The following is a 23,020-nucleotide window of genomic DNA, read 5'->3' as shown; positions in this document are numbered from 1 at the left end:
TCCGGTTCGTAGGCCGGCCATTGCGGTGCGTCCCCCTTCGAGAAACCGACCTCTCGGGCCTGTACCTGATGCCCGGGCTTGCGTGCAGTTCAGCCATCCTCCCTGACCACGTCCTGCGGGTTCTTGTCCGGACGCCAGCCGCGCCAGGCGGGGTGGCGCAGCCGGTCGGTGACTGTCCACTCACCGAAAGTCACCTCACCGACCTCGCTGGGTCGCACCCACTTGGCATCCTTGGCGTCGGCGCGAGGCACGTCGTCGAGCGCGGGAGTCTTGCGTTCCAGTCGCTCCAGGCGCTTCTTGATCTCGGCCAGCTGCTTGGCGTTGAACCCGGTGCCGACACGTCCGACGTAGGTGAGTCCGTCGTCCCCGTTGACGGCCAAGAGCAACGAGCCGATCGTGTTCGCACGACTGCCCGCACCGGGTTTCCAACCGACGACGATCACCTCCTGCATTCGCTGGTTCTTGATCTTCAACCACGTCCCCGCGCGCTTGCCCTGCTGATAAACGCCGTCGATGGTCTTGGCGATCACCCCTTCGAGTTTCAGGTCCTTGCTGACCTTCAACGCTGCCTCTGCGTCCGAACCCAAAGTCACTGGCACGTGGATGTATTCGCCGTCCAGCGTGAGTGCTTCCAGTCCCTTTCGACGCTCCGAGTACGGCGTCCGGAGCAGGGATTCGCCGTCGAGGTACAGCAGATCGAACACCATGTAGTGCGCCTTCGATCCGCCCGCACCGTGATTCTGCAGGCTGCCGAAATTTGACCTGCCGTCCTCGTCGAGCGCGACGATCTCGCCGTCGAGCACCGCGGTGTGGCCATCGAGGAGCGAACCCAGTTCGGCGAGTTCGGGATAGGTGCGGGTGAAATCCTTGCCGTTGCGGCTGCGCAGCGACGCCTGACCGCCGGTGACCTCGGCGATCGCGCGGTAGCCGTCCCATTTCGTCTCGAACACCCAGTCACGTGTGCCGAGGTCGTCGACCGAACCGACACTCGCGAGCATCGCCTCGAAGCGCGGCAACTTCTGGTCGGTCGTGGAATCGGATGTGCCGGTCGCGGCCTGGCTGTCGGCTGGTTCGAGCTCCATGCGGTGCATCAGCCAGTTCTTGTCGTCGCCGCCCATCTTGGTATGGATGATCGCGAACTTCGCCGGCTCTCCGCCCAGGCCTCCGTCGGGACGCCCGTGCAGGACAGCGATCACTTCCTTGTCATCGCGCCACTTCTCGCACTCGTAGGTGCCGGCGTCCCAGATCTTCACCTCACCGCCGCCGTACTGACCCTGCGGGATCGTGCCCTCGAAGCTGCCGTACTCCAGCGGATGGTCCTCGGTCATGACCGCGAGGTGGTTCTCCTTCGGGTCGTCCGGTGGCCCCTTGGGCACCGCCCACGACACCAGCACGCCGTCCCGTTCGAGCCGGAAGTCGTAGTGCAGGCGGCTGGCGTGATGCTCCTGGATGACGAACGAATGTCCTTCGCCGGCAACGGGGGACGCCTCGGGCACCGGTTCCGGTGTCTTGGCCTGATCCCGCATGCTCCGGTACTTCGTCAGCCGATCCTTCGCGGTGCGCGAGACGCGTTCGTCCTTGTCCAGCAGCACTTGCATCGGATCGCCGATGGAGGCAAGACGCTCCAGTACCTGCGTCGGTGTGAGTTGCTCCAGGGAGGCGGTGAGTTCGTTCCATTCGCGAGGGACAGCGACATACGGGTGATCCCGTCCGCGCAAGGAGTACGGCGCGACAGCCGTCTTGTTGCCGTTGTTCTCGCTCCAGTCGATGAGCACCCGGCCGCCGCGAACGTCCTTGCGCATGTTGCTGACCACCAGATCCGGGTGCTCTTTCTCCAGAGCCTCGGCGAACGCCTTGGCCACCTCGGTGACCTGTGCTGCCGTGTGCTTACCGTCCAATCCGGCGTACAGGTGAATACCCTTGCTGCCGCTGGTGACCGGCACCGACGTCAGCTTCATTCCGTCCAGCAGTTCCTTGCAGAGGTGGGCGACCTCGATGCACTCTGCGATGCCGGCACCCTCGCCCGGGTCGAGGTCGAGAATCATCCGGTCAGGGTTCTGATGCCCGCCGCGCGGACCGACCTTCCACTGCGGGACGTGGATCTCCAGACTCGCCAGCTGGGCCAGCCAGATCAAGGTGGCTTCGTCGTCGACAAGTGGGTAGGTCGACGCGCGATGGCGATGCTCCAAAGACACCGTGGCGACCCAGTCCGGCGTCGACGCGGGGTCGAGGTTCTTGTGGAAGAACGCGTCCCTCGGCTCGTCAGCTGTACCCACACCGTTGACCCAGCGCTTGCGTGTCGCCGGTCGGCGCGACGCATGCGCGACGAACCACGGGGCCACCTGGCGGTAGTAGTCGATGACGTCGCCCTTGGTCGTGCCGGTCTCGGGGTACATCACCTTGTCGAGGTTGGTCACCTTGATCTCGTGACCGCCGACCTCGATCGCGGTCTGTTCGCTCTTGGCCATGTCGTCAGTCTGGCCACTTGCGAAGCTCGGCGGTCACGAAACCGTCACCCGACGTCCGTGCGGTGCCAGTCTGTTCACACCGACCCACGACCGACGGAGGCATCTGCAATGAAGCGCATCGGCTATTTCCTTTCGTGCGAGGAGTATTCGCCCGAGCAGTTGGTCGAGCAGGCACGTCTGGCGCAGGAGGCCGGGTTCGACGCGCTGTGGATCAGCGATCACTTCCACCCGTGGACCGATGCGCAGGGCGAGTCGCCGTTCGTGTGGTCGATGATCGGTGCCATCAGCCAGGTCTGTGATCTACCGATCACGACGGCGGTCACCTGCCCGACGGTTCGGATCCATCCCGCGATCATCGCCCAGGCAGCAGCCACCAGTGCCCTGCTCACCGGCGGGCGCTTCACCCTCGGTGTGGGCAGTGGCGAGGCGCTCAACGAGCACATCCTGGGCGACGTCTGGCCGCACGCCGACGTCCGGCTGGACATGCTGGAGGAGGCCGTGGGCCTCATCCGCGAGTTGTGGACCGGCGAGGTGGTGTCACACGAGGGGCCGTACTACACGGTCGACACCGCCCGCATCTATTCCGTGCCGAACAGCCCGCCGCCAATCTACGTGAGTGCGTTCGGTCCGAAGGCGCTCGAGCTCGCGAGCCGCATCGGCGACGGATTCATCACCACGCAGCCCGATGCGGAAAGCGTGAAGAAGTTCCGGAAGGCAAAGGGCGCGAAGGCGCCGACGCAGGCGGGCTTCAAGGTGGCGTGGGGCAAGAACCGGGACGCCGCGATCGATGCCGCCTTCGGGATCTGGCCCAACGCGGCAGTGCCGGGGGAGTTGTCCCAGGTGCTGCCGAGTCCGAAGCACTTCGAGCAGGCTGCGGAGTTGGTGACCCGGGAGAAGTTCGCCGAGAACGGCGCGTTCGGTCCCGATGCCCGCGAGCACGTCCAGGCGTTCGAGCCGTTCGTCGACGCAGGCTTCGACGACATCTACGTCGCGAACATGGGGCCGGACTATCGAGAGATGATCAAGGCGTACGGCACCGATGTATTGCCCGAACTGCGCCGAAAGCGTTCGCCGAAGAAGGCATCTGCGGCCAAGGACGAGAAGAAGTAGGCGGGGAGCCCATGGCCGAAGCCCCTTGAGTCGGTTGGGTGGGCGGTCCAGCCTCTCACGGGTGCCCGCGGCAAGCGGTGAACGCGGCGACGATCGCGACCAGGTCGCCTGGCATCTGTTGCGGGAGGCCGTGCGCGCCGTCAGGCACGGTGACGACGTTGCCGTTCGCTGCCGCGGCCAGTTCGTCGCACCATCTGCGACTGGAGACCCGGTCGGCGGAACCACGCACGACGAGCACTCGTGTGTGGACGTCGTTCATGACGTCGGACGCCGGGCGTCCGGCTTCGGTGTTGAATCCGGCGAGCACCCGAGGGTTCGAGCGGAGGTAGTCGAACGCGGCCTGAGCGAAGACCCGCGGTGCCTCGGCCGGAACGCCCTTCACCAACGCGCCGACATGGTTGCGCATCCTGGGCCACCGATCATCCGGCGAGGGGGAGACCAGGATGATCGAAGTGACGAGGTCGGCGCGCTGCGCCGCGAGGCGGGCCGCGGTGATGGCCCCGAGGGAATGGCCCACGACGTCGACCGGGCCGCGCTCGAGGTGGTCGAGCCAGGCCGCCACATGCTGCGCCTGCGCGTCGGCGTCCATCCGGTGCGGCAATCGCGCGCTTCGTCCGCAACCGGGCGGATCGATCACCAGAATCGGTCGATCGAGCGGGTGCCGGTCGAGGAACCAACGGAAGGCATGCCACGACATCGACAGGCCGGGGATCAATACCAGCGGACGCGTGTGGGGTCGACCGGGTCGCTCCACCCAGGCGGTCATGACGCCATTCACCGGTTCGCGCCGACGAGTCAGCCCGTCGTCACGGATTCGCCTGGTGGGTAATGGGATCGGCACCATCCTGAGTCTGTCACGGAAGGCCACCTGATCGGGGGTGGTGCGGTGACCATCCACATGCAAACGTGGCCGCACCCGGGCGGACTCCCGTTCGCCCTTACCGAGGAGGTTCTCATGACCGACCAGACCGGCAAGCCGAACGACTCCGAGCAGGACGCTGCGACCGATGCAGCGCAGAACGTCGTCGACGACGTGACGTCATACGAATACAGCGGCGATAAGGACCGCATCGAACACAAGCTGGACGAGGGCCTGGACCAGGCCGGTGTCGAACTCGACTCGGCCGAGAAGAAGCGCGTGGTGCAGGACATCGACGCGCTCAAGGACGACGAGGGTGCCGGCACCCCGGACGTCGAGCAGGCACGTCCCAAGGAGTGATTCCGCGGCCCCACGGCGCGGGTTCTGACATCCTCGTCCCGTGAGTGTCCCTTGGACCAATTGCGTCGAAGGCGTGCGATGACGGCATCCGCACCGCTTGCCCGGCGCTTGGGCACGGCAGATGCGGTGGTCGTCGGACTGTCGGCCATGCTCGGCGCCGGTGTGTTCTCCGCGTACGCGCCGGCGGCCGCGTCCGCAGGTTCGCTGCTGTTGGTCGCTCTCGCGATCGCGGCCTTCGTCGCCTTCTGCAACGCCGTCGCGTCGGCGCAGCTCGCCGCGGTGTATCCCTCGTCGGGCGGCACCTACCTGTTCGGACGCGAGGTGTTGGGGCCTTGGTGGGGGTTCGTCGCAGGGTGGGGTTTCGTCATCGGAAAGACCGCGTCCTGTGCCGCGATGGCGATGACGTTCGCGTACTACCTCTTCCCCGACACCTCAGTGCTGCAACGACTTTCAGCCGCTGTAGCCGTAGTGGCCCTCACCGCTCTGAACCTGCGGGGCATCACCCGGACTGTGGTCGCCGCGAAGGTGCTGGTGACCATCACCGTCCTGGTGCTTGTGTTCTTCGTGGTGCTGGTGGGTACCCGTGAGAGCGTCGTGCCGAACGCCGCCCTTGCGTCCGCCGAGCCCTACGGAGTGCTCCAGGCAGCGGGTCTGCTGTTCTTCGCATTCGCCGGGTACGCGCGGATCGCGACCCTCGCCGAGGAGGTACGCCACCCGGAGATGATCGGTCGCGCCATCCTCATCGCCTTCTCAGTGGCGGTCACGTTGTACGCGGTGATCGGCGTGGTGTCGGTGAAGGTGCTCGGGTCATCCCTTGCTGCGGCGGATGCTCCGCTGATGAGCGCGGTGGACGCCGTCGGCGCCTCGTGGGCCGGCCCGATCGTGCGGTGCGGTGCCGTTGCCGCCAGCCTGGGAGCGCTTCTCGCGCTGATCGCAGGGGTTTCCCGGACGATGCTTGCGATGGCGCGCGAGCGTGATCTTCCGAGTCCTTTCGCCACGGTCGACGAGCGGCACCAGATCCCTGCCGCCGCGCAGATCGCGGTGGGGGTCGTCGTGGTGCTGCTGGTGCTGCTCGCCGACCTGCGGGGAGCCATCGGCTTCTCGTCGTTCGGGGTGCTCACCTACTACTTCGTGACCAACGCATCCGCTTTTCGTCAGCCTTGCGGGCAACGGCGTTGGCCGCGTGCATTCAACATCCTCGGCATGGCGGGCTGCGCCGTGCTGGTGGCCACGCTGCCCTGGCAAGCGGTCGCACTCGGCGCCCTGGTGCTGGCCGGCGGCGTGCTCGGACGTGCTGCCCTGCGTCGCCCATGACGGCAGCCCTGATGACACCGAGGGCCCACCACCTCGCGGTGACGGGCCCTCGGTCTCGGCTGAGTTCGATCAGGTCAGCGACGTGTCGTCACGCTGCTGGTGCTGTTGAACGTTGTCCTTCGACTCCTGGGCGCTGTCCTTGACGTCCGTAGCGGCCTGCTGGCCTTCGGACTTCACTGTCTGGGCAGCGTCCTGGGCGGTCTGCTTGACGCTTTCGACTGCGTCCTGCGCCGGCTCCTTCAGGTTCTGAGCCGACTCCTTCGCGAGTGACTGCGCTTCGGACACGACGGGCTGCGCCTTGTCCTTGGCCTGCTGTGCCAGGTCGCGTTCCTTCTGCGACGCCGGCATCAGCGAGCCGACGAGCCAGCCTGCGCCCAGCGCGATGAGCCCAGCGGCCAGGGGGTTGCCCTGGGCCTTGCGCTTTGCCTGCTGGGGCAGCTCACCGGCGCGGTCGCCGACATGCGAGACACGATCGCCCACGCCCGGACCGTTGCCGGTGTGCTCGTCGCGGAAGTCCTCTGCAGTGCCCATGACCTTGTCCTTCAATCCGGCGGCGGTGCCCGTCACCTTGTCGACCTGGCGGCGGGCGATATTGCCCGGCGTCACGGCCTCACCGAGGGCGTTGACGTTCTGACTGAGGTTGGAGCGCGTCTGCTGGATTTCCTGACGCAGCTGCTCCGGGTCGTTGTTGCTCATCGGTTGTTTCCCTCATTTCCCTGGAGCGCATCCGGGACCCGCTTGGCGGTGTCGACGGTGCGCGGCATTCCTTTGACGTTCTTGAGCTGTCCCTTACCCATCGAGGCGAGGATGGCGGCGATGACACCCCAGATGAGGGCGACGATCACCGCGGACCAACCGAGGTTGTCCATGAGATCTCCGAGCGCCCACCACAGGGCGATCGACAGGAAGAACAACGCGTAGTGCACGGCGGCGCCGGCACCCGCGAGCATTCCCGCGCCCTTGCCGGCCTGAGACGCGGACTGCTGGACCTCGGCCTTGGCGAGCGCGACCTCCTGCCGCATGAGCGTGGACATATCCTCGGTGATCTCGCCGATGATGGCGCCGATCGAGGAGACCTCGCCTTTCTCATGCGTGCCGTGTGCACTACGCAGCGGCTCGGCCGGCGGGATTGCGTCAGTCACGTTCTCGTACTGACGGTTGGAGTCGGCAGGACCGTTTCCGTATCCGCTCCCGTACCCGCCGGCACCCTGGCCGGCGGCGTGCGATCCGGTGCCGTTGTCAGGACCGACTGACATCAGCGCAGGTCTTCCGGACGACGCGGCGTGCCATTGCCGAACTGCTGGCCGGGCTCGACCCGAACACCGTCAACGTACTGCTCCGGCTGGTAGCCGGGGACACCTTCGACGTACTCGGCGTACTGCGGGGCGTCGTGCACATTGTCGGCGTACTGCTCGCCGATGCCGTACTGGCCTGCGGGCGGTGCGTAGCCGGTGGGCTGGTGCGACTGCGGGCGACCGGCGACATACCGGTTCTGACCCGGACCGCCCTGGCCGTAGGAGTCACCGGAGTCGTCGCGCGCCTCATCGGCAATGCCGCGGGTCATCCGACCGGCCACCAAGCCCACGAGTGCGGCTGCGGCCAGGAAGGTGCCCGGACGCTGACGAGCGAAGCGCTTGACCTCCTCGACGACGTCGCCCGGCTCACGGTTCTCCATCCAGGTGGCCGCGTCCCGGGCCCGGGTCGACGCCTGACGGGCCAGGTCGGACGCGACGCCGGACTGCTCGCTGCCCTTGGACATTCCGTCGAGTTCGTCTGCGAGAGAGGTAAGTCCGCTCGCCAGGCGCTGCTGCTGCCCGGAGCTCTGACCGCCGAACTCGCTCTTCAATTGATCGATCAGCGTCTTCAACTGGTCGGTGGCCTCGTGCAGGACCTCACCTGCCTGCTGCTGGGCGGTGCCTGCAACATCGGACGCGGACGACTTGGCGTCCTGCGCGACGGACTTGGCTTCACCGGAGGCGACGTCCTTGGTGGGGTTGGGCTGGTCGAGATCGGCTCGGCCCTCCGTGTACTTGATGTCGTGCTGGGGGTTTCCCGGCAGTTCGTGGTCTGACATACCTCGTCCTGACTGTGAGGAGTGTGGGTCCTGAACGCACGGCAGCGTTCGCCGTGACGTGTCAGCGAAGTGCGGAAGTGTCGACCGCACGCATGACCCGGAACGTCTTCGACGGTATGGCGCTCAGCGCGGTTGAAACGGGCTGGCGCTTGTCGGAAGGCGACGATCGGCGAATTTCACCCCAACGGAGGGTGGATGCAAGTGGCCGTAACACCAGTGGCGCGGGACAGACTGGCGGACCGATCGGGCGAATGCGCCCGACCCGTTGATGCGAAGGTGCACAAGATGTCCACGACCCACGAATCAGATCGATTGTCAGATCTGGCCGACATGGTCGCCCAACCCGAATATCCCTGTCTGGGAGCGAGGTCGGTCTTCCGTCGCGACAACGTCACCAGCATCGACCTCGGCGAACTGGGAGACCCCACCAGTGCGCGGGACCTCGGAAAGGCGCTTGCCGTCTACGGGCGCTCGGCGGATCCGACCGGTCCGTTCCAGTCCTTCATCGCCACGTTCGACGGACCGGTCATCGACGACGAACGTGCCTTCGAGGATCTGCTCTGGCGCACGCTGCAGCAGTTGCACGACGGGGACGACCTGCCCTGGGCGCGCGGCGTCGGAGCCGACCCGGATGCGGCTCACTTCGCGTTCTCCTACGCCGGCGTGGCGTACTTCGTCGTGGGACTGCACCCGAACTCCTCGAGAGTGGCGCGTCGCGCGCCGAGGCCCTGTCTGGTGTTCAACCTGCACGAGCAGTTCGAGCTGCTTCGCGAGCAGGGTGGCTTCGAACGGATGCGTGACCTGATCAGGGCACGCGATCGAGCCCTGCAAGGATCGGTGAATCCGATGGCGGTCGACCATGGCGACTCCTCCGAAGCACGGCAGTACTCGGGTCGCGCCGTCGAACCCGACTGGCACGCACCCTTCGTCCCCCAGGAGACCCGATGACGACGCAGCACGTTCGCCCGCGCACCCCGAGCCCTGACGCGCACGTCTCGTATGCCGGAGGGGCGGACGCCCCGGCGCCCGGCTTCGAGCGCATCGCGCCACAGACAGGTGTCGGACTCGTCCTGCGAGCGGGGGAGATGCTCACGATCGTTGACCCGTGCGGGGAACAGGTGAGTGACTTCTTCGCCTTCGGTGCAGACGACCACGACGAGTGGTTCTCCACCGGCCGTACCACCGACTACAAGAACTCGATCTACGTCGGTCCGGGAGATCGGTTGTACAGCAACCGTTCTAGGGTCATGGCGACGATCGTCGAGGACACTGTCGGTGTGCACGACATGACGCTCACGCCGTGCAGCCAGGACACGTTCGACCTGCTCTATCCGGAGTTCGAGGGTGCCGAACACCCGAGCTGCTTCGCAAACCTCGTCAGCGCGTTCGACGCGTTCGACATCTCGTCCGACCGTATCTGCACGACGCTGAACGTGTTCATGGACGTATGGACCGACCTCGACGGCGAACTGCACATCGACCCGCCGCCGACGATGGCGGGCGACCGACTGACGCTGCGCGCCGAGATGGATCTTGTGGTGGGCCTGACCGCATGCTCGGCGGAGAAGTCGAACAACGGCAACTGCACCCCGATCGACTACCGCATCGACCGGCCCTCCTGACCTGTCAGGACCCGCGGGGCCAGTCATCACGGACGTAGGCCCCAGGCATACAGCCACTCTCTCGTGCTTAGGGTTGAGACATGAGTGACCTCGCCCATGATCTCGTGCTGATCGCCAACGCCGGCGACGGCACCATTTCGACCCTGCGGCTGGAGCGCCGCGAGGAACCTCGGCTCGATGTGATCGCGACCTCGGTGGCCGGGCAGGGGTGCAGCACCTTCGCGATCGACGCCGCGCGCGATCTGGTCTTCGCCGCGTACAAGGGTGAGCCGGCGGGGATCGTCACGTTGAAGCTCGACCGCACGACCGGTGAGTTGCACCCGGTCTCCCGCCGCGACGTCGACGCGTCGATGACCTACCTCGCCTTGGACCCATCGCGTTCATTCCTGCTCGGTGCGTCCTACGGCGGTGGCTTCGGTGAGGTGTGGCCGGTCGGGAACGAGGGTGATCTGGGAGAAGCCACCGCACATGTCGAGTTTGCGAACCTGCATTGCGTGGTCCCCGATCGCGGACACGCCTACTTCGTCTCGCTGGGCGATGATCTGATCGCGCAGTACGACCTGGGTGAGGACGGAACGCTCACCCCGCTCGACCCGGCGACCATCGCCCAACCGGACGGCAGCGGACCACGCCACCTGATCATCCAAGACGAGAACGCCTACCTGATCACCGAGTTCTCCGGTGAGGTCATCCGCCATGACGTCGGCGCCGACGGCTCGCTCGCCCCGGCGGAGTCGGTGAGCATCGTCGATCCGTCAGCAGGCTTGAAACACAGTCGATTCGGCGCCGATCCCACACAGGAGGGTCTGGTGTGGGGAGCGGACGTGCACCGTGCCGGTCGCTGGATCATCGGCTCCGAGCGCAGCGCGTCCACCCTCGCGACGGTCGCACTGGATGCTGCTGGACATCTCGGCGAGGTCGCGGACTTCGCACCGACCGAGACTCGTCCGCGTGGGTTCGCCGCCACGGACGACGGGCAGTTAGTGATCGCGGTGGGGGAGAAGTCCACCGACGCCGCGCTGTCCCGCGTGGAGGACGACGGCCGGCTGACCGTTCTTGCGAGGGTAGGTATCGGACGCGGCGCGAACTGGGTGCGCATCATCGCCGGCCACTGAATCAGTCGTCCGCTGCGGGGCGGGCGCGGTCGTTCTTGATCTCGCCACGTCGACGCTTCGCAGCCAGGCGCCGCCGCTGCGATCCACGGGTCGGACGTGTGGCTCGACGCTGCGGGGGAGCAGGTGCGAGTGCCTCGCGCAGAATCTCGGCCAGTCGTTCTCTGGCCGCCGTCCGGTTGCGCCGCTGGGAACGGTGTTCTGATGCGTCGATGGTGATTGTCGTGCCGACGAGTCGCTCCGACAGACGACTCAGCACGCGCTCGCGCTGCCGGTCGTTGAAGGCGGAACTGGCTGCGAGGTCCAAGCTCAGCTGCACCCGAGAATCGGTCGTGTTGACGCCCTGACCTCCCGGGCCTGAGCTGCGGCAGAAGCGTTCGAGCAGTTCGCCCGACGGCACGATCAACCCGCCCGGGATACCCGGTCCGGGGGACACACGCAGTTCCGACACCCATGCATTCTCGCGTGTCGTCTCAGCACTGTGAACGCTCGTGCGCGGTCACCTCGACCATCTCTATCCTTCGACCCATGTCGTGGTCGGTCTGGCTGACCCTGGTGGCGGCCGGGGCTCTCATCTCGTTCACTCCCGGTGCGGGAGCGATCAACACCATGTCGAACTCGCTGACATCCGGGTGGAGTCGTTCCATCTGGGGAATCCTCGGACAACAGATCGCCCTGGTGATCCACATCGCGATCGTTGCCGCCGGTGTCGGGGTCATCGTCGCCGAGTCGCCGTTGATGTTCAACGTCATTCGGTACGCGGGAGCTGCTTATCTGTTGTATCTCGGTGTGCGGCAATGGCGTTCACGTACGGCGGACACCGAAGAGACCGATCGGGCGCAGGCGATCGAGCCGCGCTGGTCGATGATGCGCCGTGGCTTGTTGGTCAATCTGACCAACCCCAAGGCGATCGTCTTCTTCCTGGCCTTCATGCCGCAGTTCATCCGGCCGGAGAACGCGCTCCTGCCCCAGTACACGGTGCTCGGCGTGACCGTCGTCGTCATCGACGTGCTGGTGATGTGGTTCTTCTTCGCCATTGCCGCGCGGGGCCTGCAACGACTCACCCGCAGCGCTCGGGGTCAGCGACGGTTGAACCGGCTGTTCGGCGGTCTCTTCGTCGGGGTCGGCGCGATGCTGGCGACGATCCGCTGACTGATCGGGGCGCGGTCAGTGCCGGTCATGGTGGATCGGCCCGCCCCGCTCGGACAACCGTCCGCCGTCGCCACCCCATCGCAGCGAGATGATCTCGGCCGCGATCGACACGGCAGTCTCTTCCGGAGTGCGCGCACCGAGGTCAAGGCCGATCGGGCTCGATATGCGGGCCAGTTCCTGATCGGACAGTCCTTCCTCGCGTAGCCGCTCGAGCCGGTCGTCGTGAGTTCTGCGCGAACCCATGGCACCGATGTAGGCGACCGACGGCAATCGGAGCGCGACCGACAGCAGAGGCACATCGAACTTCGGGTCGTGTGTGAGCACGGCGATCACCGTCTGCTCATCGACGGCACCGGACTCTGCCTGGTCTGTGAGGTAGCGATGCGGCCAGTCGACGACCACTTCGTCCGCGTCGGGGAACCTGGTGGACGTGGCGAAGACCGGGCGTGCGTCGCAGACCGTCACCCGGTAGCCCAGGAAGCTGCCCATCCGCGCGACCGCTGCGGCGAAGTCGATGGCGCCGAAGACCAGCATGCGCGGCTTCGGGGCGAAGGACTGCACGAAGACGCGCATTCCTTCGCCCCGACGTTGGCCGTCCGGACCGTAGACGAGGGTGTCGGAACGTCCCCCGGCCAGCATGCCGAGGGCATCGTCCACGACCGCTGAGTCGGCCCGGTCCGAGCCGAGGGTGCCTGTGTGAGAGGCAGATCCGTCGTCGGTCGGGCGCAGGATGAGGCGTCGCCCGACGCGATCGGGATCGTCGTGTTCGACGATCGTCGCGATGGCGACCGGGCGCTGTGCTTCGACGTCGTCCGCGACCTCTGCCAGTTCGGGAAAGGAGGCGGGGGAGAGCCGTTCGACGAAAACGTCGAGGATTCCCCCACAGGTCAGTCCCGCAGCGAACGCATCGTCGTCACTGACCCCGTACCGCTGCAGCACCGGCGTTCCCGACTCAAGTACTTCGCGGCTGAGTTCGTAGAGCGCGCCCTCCACGCAACCACCCGACACAGAGCCGGTGACCTGGTCGTCAGACGCGACGAGCATCGTGGCACCGGCCGGTCTGGGGGCGGACTGCCACGTTGCGACCACCGTTGCGACAGCAACCGATTCACCTGCGGTCCAGCGCCGCAACAATTCGGGCAGGACGTCACGCACGGTCGAACTCCTGGGGTGAGTCGACGGGTGTGTCGACGTCCCGGCCGGTCGCCAGGTGGCCGCACTCGACCAGGTTGTGCGGGGTGGACACGAAGAGCGCGCGTGCACCCTGATCACCGGTCGCCACGTCGGCGGCTGCCGCCCAGTGGGTCCGTCCGATGATGACGGGATGGCCCGGAACGTCGTCATAGGTGGCCCGAACAAGCACATCGCGTGGGTCTGTCGCGGCCGCGGCCAGCACCCGAGCGACGACGCGGGCGTCGACGTCCGGCAGATCGACGAGCGTGATCAGGGCAGCGTCGACATCTCGGGTCGAGCACGCGTCCAGGCCTGTACGCAGCGACGCGCCCATGCCTTCCTGCCAGTGCTGAGCCACCACTACATCCACGTCGGGTATCAGCGCGGCTGCCTCGTCCGCTCCGGCGCCAAGGACCGCGACCACGTCGTCGCAGCCACCTGCTCGAACCGCATCCACCGTGCGCTGCAGCCACGACCCGTCGGCGTCGTGGACCAGAGCCTTCGGCATTCCCATCCGTTCGCCACGACCGGCGGCGAGCACGATCGCAGCTATCACCACGGTGGCCTGTGGCGCGACTTCAACTGGTCGCCTCGATGAGCGAAGCCGGAGTGAAAGGCGTGTCCCGCAGGCGGATTCCGGTTGCGTTGAAGATCGCGTTGCCGATCGCGGCGGGTGTGCCGACCATCGCCATCTCACCGATGCCCTTCGAGCCCTTGGCGCCGTACCACTTGTCGTACTCGGGCAGGAACTCGACCTCGAGTTCGCCGATGTCTGCATGTGCCGCGATGTGGTAGCTCGCCAGGTCGTGATTCATCACCTTGCCGAAACGCGGATCGTGGTACGACTCCTCGAACAATGCCGCGGAGAGCGCCATCGTCATGCCACCCACCATCTGGCTGCGTGCGGTCAGCGGATTGATGATCGTGCCGGCTCCGTACACACCCAGCAGCCGGCGCACCCGTACCTCCGAGGTGACGGAACTGACGGCCACCTCGGCGAACTGGGCGCCGAACGCGTGCCGGGAGTACTTGCTCGCGCCCCGGGGTGGCCGTCCCTGGGCGCGGGCGGAGGCACCGTCCGGCGGGTTGTCGCCGTGTTTGCGACGCAGCTTCTCGCAGGCGGCGACGATGGCGTTGCCCCACTCGTAGGTGCCTTGGCTGCCGCCGGCCATGATCGCCATCGGGGTGCCGGTGCGACCGATGTCGGTCTCCACCTGTTCGACGGGTACGTCGAGGGCATCTGCCGCAATCTGGCGCAGCACCGTGTGTGCGCCGGTGCCGATGTCCGACGCCTGCATCTGCACCACGTACTTGCCGCCGGTGTAGGTGATCCGGGCGAAGAGGCTCGCCACGTGCTGGTTCGGGAAGCAGGTCGACGCCACCCCGAGACCGATCAGCCACTCACCCTCGCGCAGAGTGCCCGGTTCCTGGCGGCGTTCCCAGTCGAAAAGTTCCGACCCGCGCTTGAGTGCGGGGACCAATGCTCTTGTGCTCCAGGGCTTCTCGGTCTCCGGGTCCACGTCCGGTTCGTTCCGTAGCCGTAGTTCGATCGGGTCGATGCCCAACTGGTGGGCCAGTTCGTCCATCGCGCTCTCGAGAGCGAACATGCCGTTGAAGTCGCCCGGCGCGCGCATCCACGTCTCCGGCGGCAGGTCGAGCATCACCGCGCGGTGCTCGGTCCGACGATTGGGTGTCGCGTACATCATCCGGGTGGCGAAGCACGACTGGTCCACGTTGCGCTTCAGGCGGGACGCCGCCTGGGTGCTGATGTGTTCGATCGCGGTGAGCCGGCCGTTGCGGTCGGCGCCGAGCCGGATGTGCTGGCTGGCTTCGGGCCGGTGTCCGACGCTCCGGAACATCTGCTGTCGGGTCAGCGCAAGCTTCACCGGGCGCGGGCTGATCACTTTCGCGGCCATCGCGGCGAGGGCGATGTGCGGGTGCGGAAAGGCCTTGCCGCCGAACCCGCCGCCGACGTACGGCGAGATGACCTCGAGCTGATTCGGCAGCAGGCCCAGCAACGGCGGCAGCAGGGTGCGGTGGATGATCGGGCCCTGGTTGGTGTCGAACAGAGTCAAGCGAGTGGCTCGCGGGTCGAAGCCATCGACGTCGTGCCAGACGGCGATCACCGCGTGCGGCTCCATCTGGGCATGGAAGTGCGTGGGGTTCGCATACTCCTGATCGATCCGGTGGACGGCTTCACGCCACCCTTCGCCCAGGTCACCCTTGCTCTCCGTGCCGCGCTTCATCAGGACGATGCGCGGGCTCTCAGCCTCCGGGTCGTGCGGGTCGAACTCGACCTTCGCCCGCTCCTCCTCGCAGATGACCTCCACCAACTCGGCCGCCTCGCGGGCTGCCTCGGGAGTCTCGGCGATGACGCCACCGACGATCTGTCCCCGATGGGCGATCTGGGGTCCCTGCAGGATCCACAGCGCCGGGTCGGACTTCACCGCGAGCCGAGGAGAGTCCTCGTGGGTGAGGATGTGCAGCACACCGGGGACGGCTCGCGCCGCGTCTGTGTCGATGCGGACGATCTTGCCCTTCGTGATCGGTGCGGGCACCGGCCACAGGTAACAAGCATTCTCGACGTCATGCTCGTACGCATACGGCGCGGTGCCCGTGACCTTCAACGGTCCGTCGACCCGTCGTACCGGGGTGCCGACGCTCTTCTCGCGTCCGGCGGGTGCTTCGTTCGTCCGCTCCGGAGTCTCGGTCTCGTCCGGACGGGTCTGCGGGCGGGCCGGTGCGTCGGTGCTCGTGGAGATGCTCATCGAGATGCTCATCGGTTTGCTCCTTCGACCAGTTCCTGCAACACCGCGACGACAGTGCGCTGGAGCATCGGAATCTTGTAGGCGTTCTCCGATCCGACTTGTGCAGCAGCGAGTTCGGCGTCGATGGCCGCCTCGAACGCCTCAGCGGTCGCCGGCCCACCACGCAGCTGATCCTCTGCGGTGCGCGCTCGGTGGGGCTTGTGGGCGACACCTCCGAGTGCGAGACGCACATCGTTCACCTGACCGCCGGAGACGTCGATCGCGGCGGCGACGGAGACCAGCGCGAAGGCGTACGACGCCCGGTCGCGCACCTTGCGGTAATGAGAGCGAACTGCCCAAGGCAGCGGCGGGATCTCGATGCCGGTGATGAGTTCTGCCGGAACGAGGTTGGTGTCGCGAGAGGGGTCGTCGCCGGGTAGACGGTGGAAATCGGCGAACGGGATCTTGCGGTCGCCGTCCGAGCCTGTCACGTGCACGACTGCATCGAGGGCGGCGAGGGGGAGACACAGGTCGGAAGGGTGCACCGCGACGCACTGGTCGGACTGACCGATGATCGCGTTGTACTTGCCGAATCCGTCGATCGCCGAGCAGCCCGCACCGGGTTCGCGCTTGTTGCACGGGGTGGTGGTGTCCTGGAAGTACACGCAACGTGTGCGCTGCAGCAGGTTGCCGGCGGTCGAAGCCATCGCACGGATCTGGCCGGAAGCACCCGCGAGAAGAGCCTCGCTCACGAACGGATAGCGCTGCCGCACAAGTGGATCCGCTGCAAGGTCGGCATTGCGAACGTTCGCGCCGATGCGCAGGCCGTCGTCTGCGGTTTCCTCGACACCGCCGAGGTCGAGGCGGCTGATGTCGACGATCCGATCCGGACGCTTGATGCCGAGCCGTAGGTGGTCGACGAGGTTCGTGCCGCCTGCGAGGTACGCCGTGTCACCGGCGCCGCTCATCGAGAGTGCATCGGAAACCGTTGCGGCCCGGACGTACTCAAACTCCTTCATGCCTGACCCCGTTCCTTCGCGACGTCCGTGATGGCTTCACGGATGTGGCAGTACGCACCGCAGCGGCACAGGTTGCCGCTCATCCGCTCGGCGATCTCTTCGGGCGTCAGGCGCACCTCGCCGAGGTCGCTCACATCCTTCGTGACATGGGACGGCATCCCCGCCTCGGCTTCGGCGAACATGCCTGCAGCAGAACAGATCTGACCCGGCGTGCAATACCCGCACTGCAGGGCGTCCCGATCGACGAAGGCCGCCTGCAGGTCGCCGAGATTGTCGGCGGTGCCGAGGCCGGCCGCCGTGGTGACGTCCGCACCGTCGTAGGACGCGGCAAGGGTCAGGCAGCTGACGATGCGACGTCCATCGACCAGGACAGTGCAGGCGCCGCACTGGCCGTGGTCGCACCCCTTCTTCACCGAGGTGATGGCGAGCCGGTCGCGCAGTGCGTCCAGCACACTCACGCGCGGGTCGAGCTCGAGTTCGTGGTCCTGACCGTCGACGGTGAGTCGGACGGAGACGTGCTGTGCAGACGGCATCGGCGCACCTTCCAGGCAGGGGAGATTGTCACGGTAATCCTGTGCGGATACCGCAGGGGCGTACCGAAAGGGTGGGATCGGCACGGCGTCATATGCAGTCGAGCGTCGATCACCCGTCCGCGTCCCTTGGCGACTCTTGTTCGTCCGTGGCGGGCACGGCCCCGGCGCGCACCTGATCCAGTGATTCGGCTGCTTCGATGGCGATCTGACCGCGCTCGTAGTCGTCGTCATTGTTGTAGGTGAGCACTCCGACGACGGTGTCCTCGGCGTCGGCGTACCAGACGGTGTAGGCGCCCGCGGATTCGACGACCTCGACACGCTCGTGCCCGTCGCCCCACGCTGCGTACTTCAGCGTGTGGTCACCGATCGTGCTCCAGAATCCAGGCACATCGCGCCATTGCTGCTGATCGTCGTCGTCCGATGCCGCATTGCGTCCGGCGAGCTCACCCATCGCCAGGGCGTCACCCCAGTGTTCGACCGGGATGGGGCGGGCCGCGATCGCATGGTGGGCGCGTGCGACGTCGCCGGCCGCCCAGACGTCCGGCGCCACCTGCAGGTGGTCATCGGCAACGATGCGGCCTTCGTGCAGTTGCAGGCCCGAGTCGGCGAACTGATCCCCGCCCGGTGTCACACCGACGGCCGCGAGCACCAGGTCGACAGAGAGGGTGTGTCCGTCGTCCAAGTGGACGGTCGACGGCGCGGCCACCTTGGTCACCTGAACGCCCGTACGCAGTTCGACACCGAGCCCGGTGAGCCATTCGTGAATACGGCTGGCCGCGAACTCGCCGAGCCGGTCGATCTGTGGTGCCTGCTCCGGCGTCACGAGCGTGGTGTCGACCCCGCGAATTGCGAGCGAGGCTGCTGCCTCGCAACCGATGAAACCGGAACCGATGACGACGGCCGACCTCGCCCGTTGTGCCGACGCGACCAGGCGCTCGGCGTCGTCGAACGACCGCAGGACCAGGACCTCGGCGTCAGCGTCGGTGTCGGGGAACGGGATCGGTTGAGCTCCGACGGCGACGATGAGTCGTTCGAACGCGATCGCTTCATCGCCGGCACGGATGCTGTGGGCCGTGAGGTCGATGGAGCTCACCGTCGTCCCGAGCCTGACCTTCACCTGGTCGGGGAGGGGAATTCCCTCGATCGGGGTGGCCTCGACATCGCTTCGGCCGGCGAGCACATCCTTCGTCAAGGGCGGGCGCTGGTACGGAGGCAGTCGATCGGCTGAGACCAGCAGGACGCGGCCTGTTCCTCCCGACTCGACGTAGGACGTAGCGGCGCTCGTCCCGGCGGGTCCGCTACCGATGATCACCAAGTCGTAGCTCTTCATCCATCGACGGTATCCAGACCTTTCTGCTCGCCGACTCATTCCGGTGCGGCGGATTCGCCGCCGTGGCCGCGGTGCGGGACGTGGACTCCGGGCGGCACCTCGACGAGTTGAGTCAGGAGGCCACTGCCAGTCGCAGCGCAAAGTGCGCAGTGCCCTGGCAAACGCGAGATCGCGCGATGACTTCGCAGGGTGACGGTCGAACCACTTGCGCAACTGGGTGCACGGAGAGACCTCCTTGCACCAGTCATCTAACGGCCCGCTTACTCACCCCGCGTGGCCACAGGCAGTCGACCAGGACGCGAGTCAGGACGGGTCGACGGTCTTGACCATCACACAATTCTTCAGACCCTTGGGTCTGTCGTAGTCGAACCCGAGCCGCTCATACAGGCGCCGGGTGCCGTTGTAGAGGAATGACGACGACATCTTCTTGGTCTGATCCGTGAGGTCGTGCGGATAGCTCTCCACGCGTCCGCCGCCGGCCTGGGCTATGAGGTCGAGTGCGCCGCTGATCGCCAGTTCGGTGACACCGCGGCGCCGGTGTCGCTTGTCGACGAAGACGCAGGTGATGCGGTAATCGGGATCGGCTGGTTTCGTAGCGTGGTACTGCTTGCCGTGGTGCAGGGTCGGCAGTTCTTCCGGGGTGCCGTACTCGGCCCACGCAACCGCCTCGTCGCCGTCCATCACCAGTGCGGCGTGCGCGACTCCGTCGTCGACCAGTCGCTTCTTGATCGCCTGGTTGCCTTCGGCGGTTTCGCCGCGTCCTTCGCAGTTCGGATGCCCGTCGTGGAACCACGTGCACCAGCAACCCCCGAAGATGCCGTTGTGCCGCTGCACGAGTGCCTCGAACGCAGGCCACGTCTGCGGCGTAAGGGACGCGATCGTGTACGTGGGTTCGGTGCTCACCATTCCCTCAGTCCGTGCTCGTGGGCTTGGCCGCGACGCACAGGACACCGCGGTTTCCGTCCTGATCGGCGATCACCGTGAGTGCGGGGTAGTCGCTGTCGTCGACGACCGTCCCGCCGGCGGCGACGACGGCGGCGATCCGTTCTTCGGCTACTTCGGCGGCGATGTAGACCTCGATGTGGAAGCGTTGACCCGAGGCGTTGTCGTCGGCGAGGTCGTCGAACCACAGGTTCGGGACACGTCCAAGGGCGTCCCGAACCTCGTCGCTGGGGGAGCCGAGGCCTTGGGCATTCGGGTAGCCGGTCAGCAACGCCGCCCAAACGGGTGCGATCTTGGCAGAATCCGTTGTGTCCAAACCGAGTTCGAGCACACTGACCGATGCGGGATCGGGGGAGAGGTGCTGGTCGGAGGCGAGTTCGGTGATGCGGCGGGCGAGGTCGACGTCCTGTTGTGTCACCCACTCGACGACGTGTTCGGTGCCGTCGTCGTCGCGGTAGATCGCGTCGCTGGAAGTCAGTCTGAGGTCGACGTAACCCCTGCCGATCGAGACCTGCGGATGATGACCGAACTCATCACCTACGTCGCCCAGCGCAGCGACGAACCGGGCAGCGGCACCGAAGTCGTCGACGGCGTAGCGGGCGTGCAACCCCTGCGCGAGCTTTCGCCAATCGGTCAGGTCGGCCTCGGCGATCTGGTCCCCAGTCAGCATGTCCATGTCTGGACGCTACTCAACATCGCTGGGCCGGTACAGGGTTCGGGAACCGGGGTGAGAGCAAGGGGAGGTCCCAACTCAGTGCTGGGCGGCGGGGGAGCGACCCAAGACGCTGGAGGTGTCGGGCACAGCGCCCGACTTCGTCGACGTGGAGATCAGAGCGATCACGTCGCCGGTCGCGCTGCTGTCGGCGGCCGGCTGCGTCCGCTTCCAGCGTGAGTCGATCGGTGCTCCACCAGATGATGGCGGGACTCACGGAGGTCGAACCCCAGGACGTGGCGCGCGGTGGAGGACACGCTCGGACAGTTCGAAGGTCCGGATGGTTTCATCGGCCCGTGCGAGATGTTGGTGGGTGCCGGAACGGTTCGTTGAGCCCAAGGACTGCGTGCTCGGTGGGAGAGTGGCGTCATGCCTGAGTACTCGGTCAACAAGGTGGCCGTCACACATGCGCGCAAGCTCATCCGCGAGGGCAAGGTTGTGACGAAGTCGCAGTGGGGCGATGCGCAGCCCGACGCGAACCAGGAGAACGAGTTTCTGGACTCACACTCGTGGACCGAGTACAGCGCGTGGCATCTGGCGCTGGTTGATGGCGCGACCGAACAGACCAAGGGGCGCTACGGCTTCGGGTTCGGCGACTTCGACAAGGTGCACCGCTCAGGGCTGCTGGCATGCCAATATCGAGCAGCCGAGTGGAAGCACCGGGAGATCGAGGACGCTGCGACCAAGCTGCTGCGGTACCTGGACGACCAGACCGAAGACTGAGGCGGCGTCAGTTGTCGGCGATCGCTTGTTCGATCGTGGCGACGTCGATCTTCCGCATGGTCATCATGGCGGTGAACGCGCGTTCGCTGACTCCAGGATCAGTCGAGTTCATCGCCTCGCTGAGGACGCGGGGTGTGATCTGCCAGGACACGCCCCACTTGCCCTTGCACCAACCGCAGTCGCTTTCCTGTCCACCATTGCCGACGATCGCTTTTGACTTTTTCCCGAGGCAGCCCCCCGACTTCACCCAAAAAAGGACTCATACCAAAAAAGCATCAAGTACACAGTCCATCCCACCAATAGCAGAGTCAACCCCCCGCCCATGATTGATCTCATTCTTGTAGTGGGCTCAGCGCAGAGTTCTGGACCTTTACTCTTTACTAAATATATCCGGTGCTGAAGTATGTCCAGATCTTCCGACCAATAGTCCCGAGAGGGCCGGAAGGGTTGCTCGAGTCCGATCCAGAGTGATCTTCGATTCACAAAATCAAGCTTCGGCCACCCGGAGCCTGTTACCGAAATTCCAGCCACCTGTGAGAGATCAACCAAATAGACAAAGATCGGATTCCGCACAGTTGCGAACCTGCCGTCGGGGGTGAGGGCTACGTATGGTCGCGCTAGGAGGAGAAAGGAAGAAACCGATACGAAGAACATAGGTGCAGCGACAAATGTCACCAAGGTGGAAGTAGCTAGGGCATCGGATGCGCGTTCGTTCACGCTTGGGCGTACCGTGGACGCGGCAAAAGCGAGTATTCCCCAAGCTCCGATACATCCTCCGATTCGATTGGCCAGGTTGGAAAGCATAATGCGGCCGGTTTTCGGGTCAGCGCGTCGTTCAATAGCGTATTCGCTAGCCGGCGGAGCCGAGCGCGGTCTCCAGGCGTCCATGTCAATCCCAGCCGTATCTGCTGGAGAAATGTGCCTGCATGGCATTAAGTTTTGCTGAGTGAATGTAGAACGAAGGTTGGTAGTTGTAATTCAGGCCAGCCCTCTTTCTCCGTGGCGTTGGGGCCGAGGGAAGCAAATAGGTACTCCGCCGCGGTGGCAGTCGTCGTGCTGCTGCCCGAAGGTGGGGTCGTGGGCGATGAGGGCACCTGCTCATCGGGGCGGAGGACCGGCAGACTGCACCAGGTGAACTCGTCCCGAGTCGTCGACCTGCATCCAACCTCCCGAAAATCTCGGTTACATCCAGTGATTCAATGATGCATCAGATGAAATCCAAGCGCATCAATGCAGGTCAGCGGCGTGCCGTTACCAAGAGGGTCGCCGGACCTGCATCGCATCAACGGCCAACCTCAGTCCGGTTCCGCCAACCCCGATCAGGCGTTTGTACAGGTCAGAGGCCCAACGGCCGTCGCCCCAGGGCGGTGGCGTGCGGCCGCGCGAATGATTCATCTGGTGCAATGCGCAGGGTACAGCTTGACATAATGTAGATTATCGGACATCGACCAACGGCAGTTGCATCAGATGCATGGGTGGGGCGAGTTTTGTGAGAAGACCTTCGGCAAAATCCCTGCACAGATCTCCTTCGAGTGGAACACCCCACGGCACACGACCGATGACGCGATGCCACCAGGGCGTCGGGCGTTCAAACAAAAGGAACTCCAGAAGCTCTTCGACATGGACGACCTCGTCGATCGCGAGCACGCCACCGCCAGCAAGCGCTGGCTACCCGCGCTGCGCGATTCGATCGCGTTCAAGGTCTGTTTATAGTTGAGTCCCGCATAGTGGTGTAGCGCGGTCGCTGTGATCGTCCTGGTAGTGGACGCC

At 65.8% G+C, this 23,020-nt stretch carries 24 protein-coding genes; 9 read left to right on the top strand and 15 right to left on the bottom strand.

Features of this window, described 5'->3' with window-relative positions:
- Positions 1-89 precede the first annotated feature (89 nt).
- Entirely contained in the window at positions 90-2,468 is a 2,379-nt protein-coding gene (locus tag EU513_RS00120; protein WP_129623838.1) for an ATP-dependent DNA ligase, read from the bottom strand.
- 108 nt (positions 2,469-2,576) lie between these two features.
- Between EU513_RS00120 and EU513_RS00115 the strand changes: the two genes are divergently transcribed.
- Positions 2,577-3,578, top strand: coding sequence for a TIGR03557 family F420-dependent LLM class oxidoreductase (locus EU513_RS00115; protein ID WP_129623837.1), 1,002 nt, complete (start codon positions 2,577-2,579; stop codon positions 3,576-3,578).
- 55 nt (positions 3,579-3,633) lie between these two features.
- Here EU513_RS00115 and EU513_RS00110 read toward each other — a convergent pair whose 3' ends face one another.
- Positions 3,634-4,344: an alpha/beta fold hydrolase gene (locus EU513_RS00110; protein ID WP_168990069.1), complete on the bottom strand. Its 711-nt coding sequence runs from the start codon at positions 4,342-4,344 to the stop codon at positions 3,634-3,636.
- A 189-nt stretch (positions 4,345-4,533) separates the two neighbouring features.
- Here EU513_RS00110 and EU513_RS00105 point away from each other — a divergent pair, with 189 nt between their 5' ends.
- A complete protein-coding gene (locus EU513_RS00105; protein WP_129623835.1) occupies positions 4,534-4,797 on the top strand; it encodes a hypothetical protein in 264 nt (87 codons plus the stop codon).
- A 78-nt stretch (positions 4,798-4,875) separates the two neighbouring features.
- Positions 4,876-6,111 carry an APC family permease gene (locus tag EU513_RS00100; RefSeq protein WP_129623834.1) on the top strand — a complete coding sequence of 412 codons (1,236 nt, stop codon included), beginning with the start codon at positions 4,876-4,878 and terminating at the stop codon, positions 6,109-6,111.
- Between the two features lie 69 nt (positions 6,112-6,180).
- Here EU513_RS00100 and EU513_RS00095 read toward each other — a convergent pair whose 3' ends face one another.
- From EU513_RS00095 to EU513_RS00085, 3 genes are read right to left on the bottom strand one after another with little or no spacing between them, the layout of a single operon-like run.
- The gene (locus EU513_RS00095) at positions 6,181-6,807 is read right to left on the bottom strand and encodes a DUF3618 domain-containing protein (RefSeq protein WP_129623833.1); all 627 of its coding nucleotides are present in this window, start codon (positions 6,805-6,807) and stop codon (positions 6,181-6,183) included.
- Positions 6,804-7,367, bottom strand: coding sequence for a phage holin family protein (locus EU513_RS16230; protein ID WP_115921869.1), 564 nt, complete (start codon positions 7,365-7,367; stop codon positions 6,804-6,806). The genes EU513_RS00095 and EU513_RS16230 overlap by 4 nt, the downstream gene beginning before the upstream one ends.
- Positions 7,367-8,185, bottom strand: coding sequence for a hypothetical protein (locus EU513_RS00085; RefSeq protein WP_129623832.1), 819 nt, complete (start codon positions 8,183-8,185; stop codon positions 7,367-7,369). The genes EU513_RS16230 and EU513_RS00085 overlap by 1 nt, the downstream gene beginning before the upstream one ends.
- 285 nt (positions 8,186-8,470) lie before the next feature.
- Between EU513_RS00085 and gntA the strand changes: the two genes are divergently transcribed.
- From gntA to EU513_RS00070, 3 genes are all read left to right on the top strand, one after another.
- Positions 8,471-9,133 (top strand): guanitoxin biosynthesis heme-dependent pre-guanitoxin N-hydroxylase GntA, encoded by a 663-nt coding sequence (gntA, locus tag EU513_RS00080; RefSeq protein WP_129623831.1) that lies wholly within the window; start codon positions 8,471-8,473, stop codon positions 9,131-9,133.
- Positions 9,130-9,807 carry a DUF1989 domain-containing protein gene (locus EU513_RS00075; protein WP_129623830.1) on the top strand — a complete coding sequence of 226 codons (678 nt, stop codon included), beginning with the start codon at positions 9,130-9,132 and terminating at the stop codon, positions 9,805-9,807. Before gntA ends, EU513_RS00075 begins: the two co-directional genes overlap by 4 nt.
- Before the next feature lie 80 nt (positions 9,808-9,887).
- Positions 9,888-10,922, top strand: a complete 1,035-nt coding sequence (locus tag EU513_RS00070) for a beta-propeller fold lactonase family protein (protein WP_129623829.1) — start codon at positions 9,888-9,890, stop codon at positions 10,920-10,922.
- 1 nt (position 10,923) lies between these two features.
- Here EU513_RS00070 and arfB read toward each other — a convergent pair whose 3' ends face one another.
- Entirely contained in the window at positions 10,924-11,370 is a 447-nt protein-coding gene (gene arfB / locus EU513_RS00065; RefSeq protein WP_129623828.1) for an alternative ribosome rescue aminoacyl-tRNA hydrolase ArfB, read from the bottom strand.
- 77 nt (positions 11,371-11,447) lie between these two features.
- On the opposite strand from arfB, the gene EU513_RS00060 reads away from it, so the two are divergent.
- The gene (locus EU513_RS00060; RefSeq protein ID WP_129623827.1) at positions 11,448-12,071 is read left to right on the top strand and encodes a LysE family transporter; all 624 of its coding nucleotides are present in this window, start codon (positions 11,448-11,450) and stop codon (positions 12,069-12,071) included.
- A 15-nt stretch (positions 12,072-12,086) separates the two neighbouring features.
- Here the strand turns inward: EU513_RS00060 and EU513_RS00055 are convergent, their stop codons facing one another.
- From EU513_RS00055 to EU513_RS00020, 8 genes are all read right to left on the bottom strand, one after another.
- Positions 12,087-13,226, bottom strand: a complete 1,140-nt coding sequence (locus EU513_RS00055; RefSeq protein ID WP_129623826.1) for an XdhC/CoxI family protein — start codon at positions 13,224-13,226, stop codon at positions 12,087-12,089.
- The gene (locus EU513_RS00050; protein ID WP_240795850.1) at positions 13,219-13,800 is read right to left on the bottom strand and encodes an NTP transferase domain-containing protein; all 582 of its coding nucleotides are present in this window, start codon (positions 13,798-13,800) and stop codon (positions 13,219-13,221) included. The genes EU513_RS00055 and EU513_RS00050 overlap by 8 nt, the downstream gene beginning before the upstream one ends.
- A 22-nt stretch (positions 13,801-13,822) precedes the next feature.
- On the bottom strand, positions 13,823-16,024 hold the full coding sequence (locus tag EU513_RS00045) for a xanthine dehydrogenase family protein molybdopterin-binding subunit (protein WP_205744611.1): 2,202 nt from the start codon (positions 16,022-16,024) through the stop codon (positions 13,823-13,825).
- Complete coding sequence (locus EU513_RS00040) at positions 16,021-17,010, bottom strand: xanthine dehydrogenase family protein subunit M (protein ID WP_129623824.1); 990 nt, start codon at positions 17,008-17,010, stop codon at positions 16,021-16,023. Before EU513_RS00040 ends, EU513_RS00045 begins: the two co-directional genes overlap by 4 nt.
- Positions 17,007-17,543 carry a 2Fe-2S iron-sulfur cluster-binding protein gene (locus EU513_RS00035; RefSeq protein ID WP_129623823.1) on the bottom strand — a complete coding sequence of 179 codons (537 nt, stop codon included), beginning with the start codon at positions 17,541-17,543 and terminating at the stop codon, positions 17,007-17,009. The genes EU513_RS00040 and EU513_RS00035 overlap by 4 nt, the downstream gene beginning before the upstream one ends.
- 109 nt (positions 17,544-17,652) lie before the next feature.
- Positions 17,653-18,873 carry an NAD(P)/FAD-dependent oxidoreductase gene (locus tag EU513_RS00030; protein WP_129623822.1) on the bottom strand — a complete coding sequence of 407 codons (1,221 nt, stop codon included), beginning with the start codon at positions 18,871-18,873 and terminating at the stop codon, positions 17,653-17,655.
- A gap of 303 nt (positions 18,874-19,176) precedes the next feature.
- Positions 19,177-19,776, bottom strand: coding sequence for a GNAT family N-acetyltransferase (locus EU513_RS00025; RefSeq protein ID WP_129623821.1), 600 nt, complete (start codon positions 19,774-19,776; stop codon positions 19,177-19,179).
- Positions 19,777-19,783: 7 nt separating this feature from the next.
- Positions 19,784-20,491 carry a 4a-hydroxytetrahydrobiopterin dehydratase gene (locus EU513_RS00020; protein ID WP_129623820.1) on the bottom strand — a complete coding sequence of 236 codons (708 nt, stop codon included), beginning with the start codon at positions 20,489-20,491 and terminating at the stop codon, positions 19,784-19,786.
- Positions 20,492-20,896: 405 nt separating this feature from the next.
- Between EU513_RS00020 and EU513_RS00015 the strand changes: the two genes are divergently transcribed.
- Entirely contained in the window at positions 20,897-21,250 is a 354-nt protein-coding gene (locus tag EU513_RS00015) for a hypothetical protein (protein ID WP_129623819.1), read from the top strand.
- 7 nt (positions 21,251-21,257) lie between these two features.
- Here EU513_RS00015 and EU513_RS16505 read toward each other — a convergent pair whose 3' ends face one another.
- Positions 21,258-21,497 carry a VOC family protein gene (locus EU513_RS16505; protein ID WP_129623818.1) on the bottom strand — a complete coding sequence of 80 codons (240 nt, stop codon included), beginning with the start codon at positions 21,495-21,497 and terminating at the stop codon, positions 21,258-21,260.
- 1,319 nt (positions 21,498-22,816) lie between these two features.
- Here EU513_RS16505 and EU513_RS16220 point away from each other — a divergent pair.
- On the top strand, positions 22,817-22,963 hold the full coding sequence (locus EU513_RS16220; protein ID WP_240795848.1) for a hypothetical protein: 147 nt from the start codon (positions 22,817-22,819) through the stop codon (positions 22,961-22,963).
- The last annotated feature ends 57 nt before the right edge of the window (positions 22,964-23,020 follow it).

This window comes from Yimella sp. RIT 621, assembly GCF_004146205.1.
Lineage (GTDB): Bacteria > Actinomycetota > Actinomycetes > Actinomycetales > Dermatophilaceae > Yimella > Yimella lutea.
This window is presented reverse-complemented; position numbering and strand designations above follow the sequence as displayed.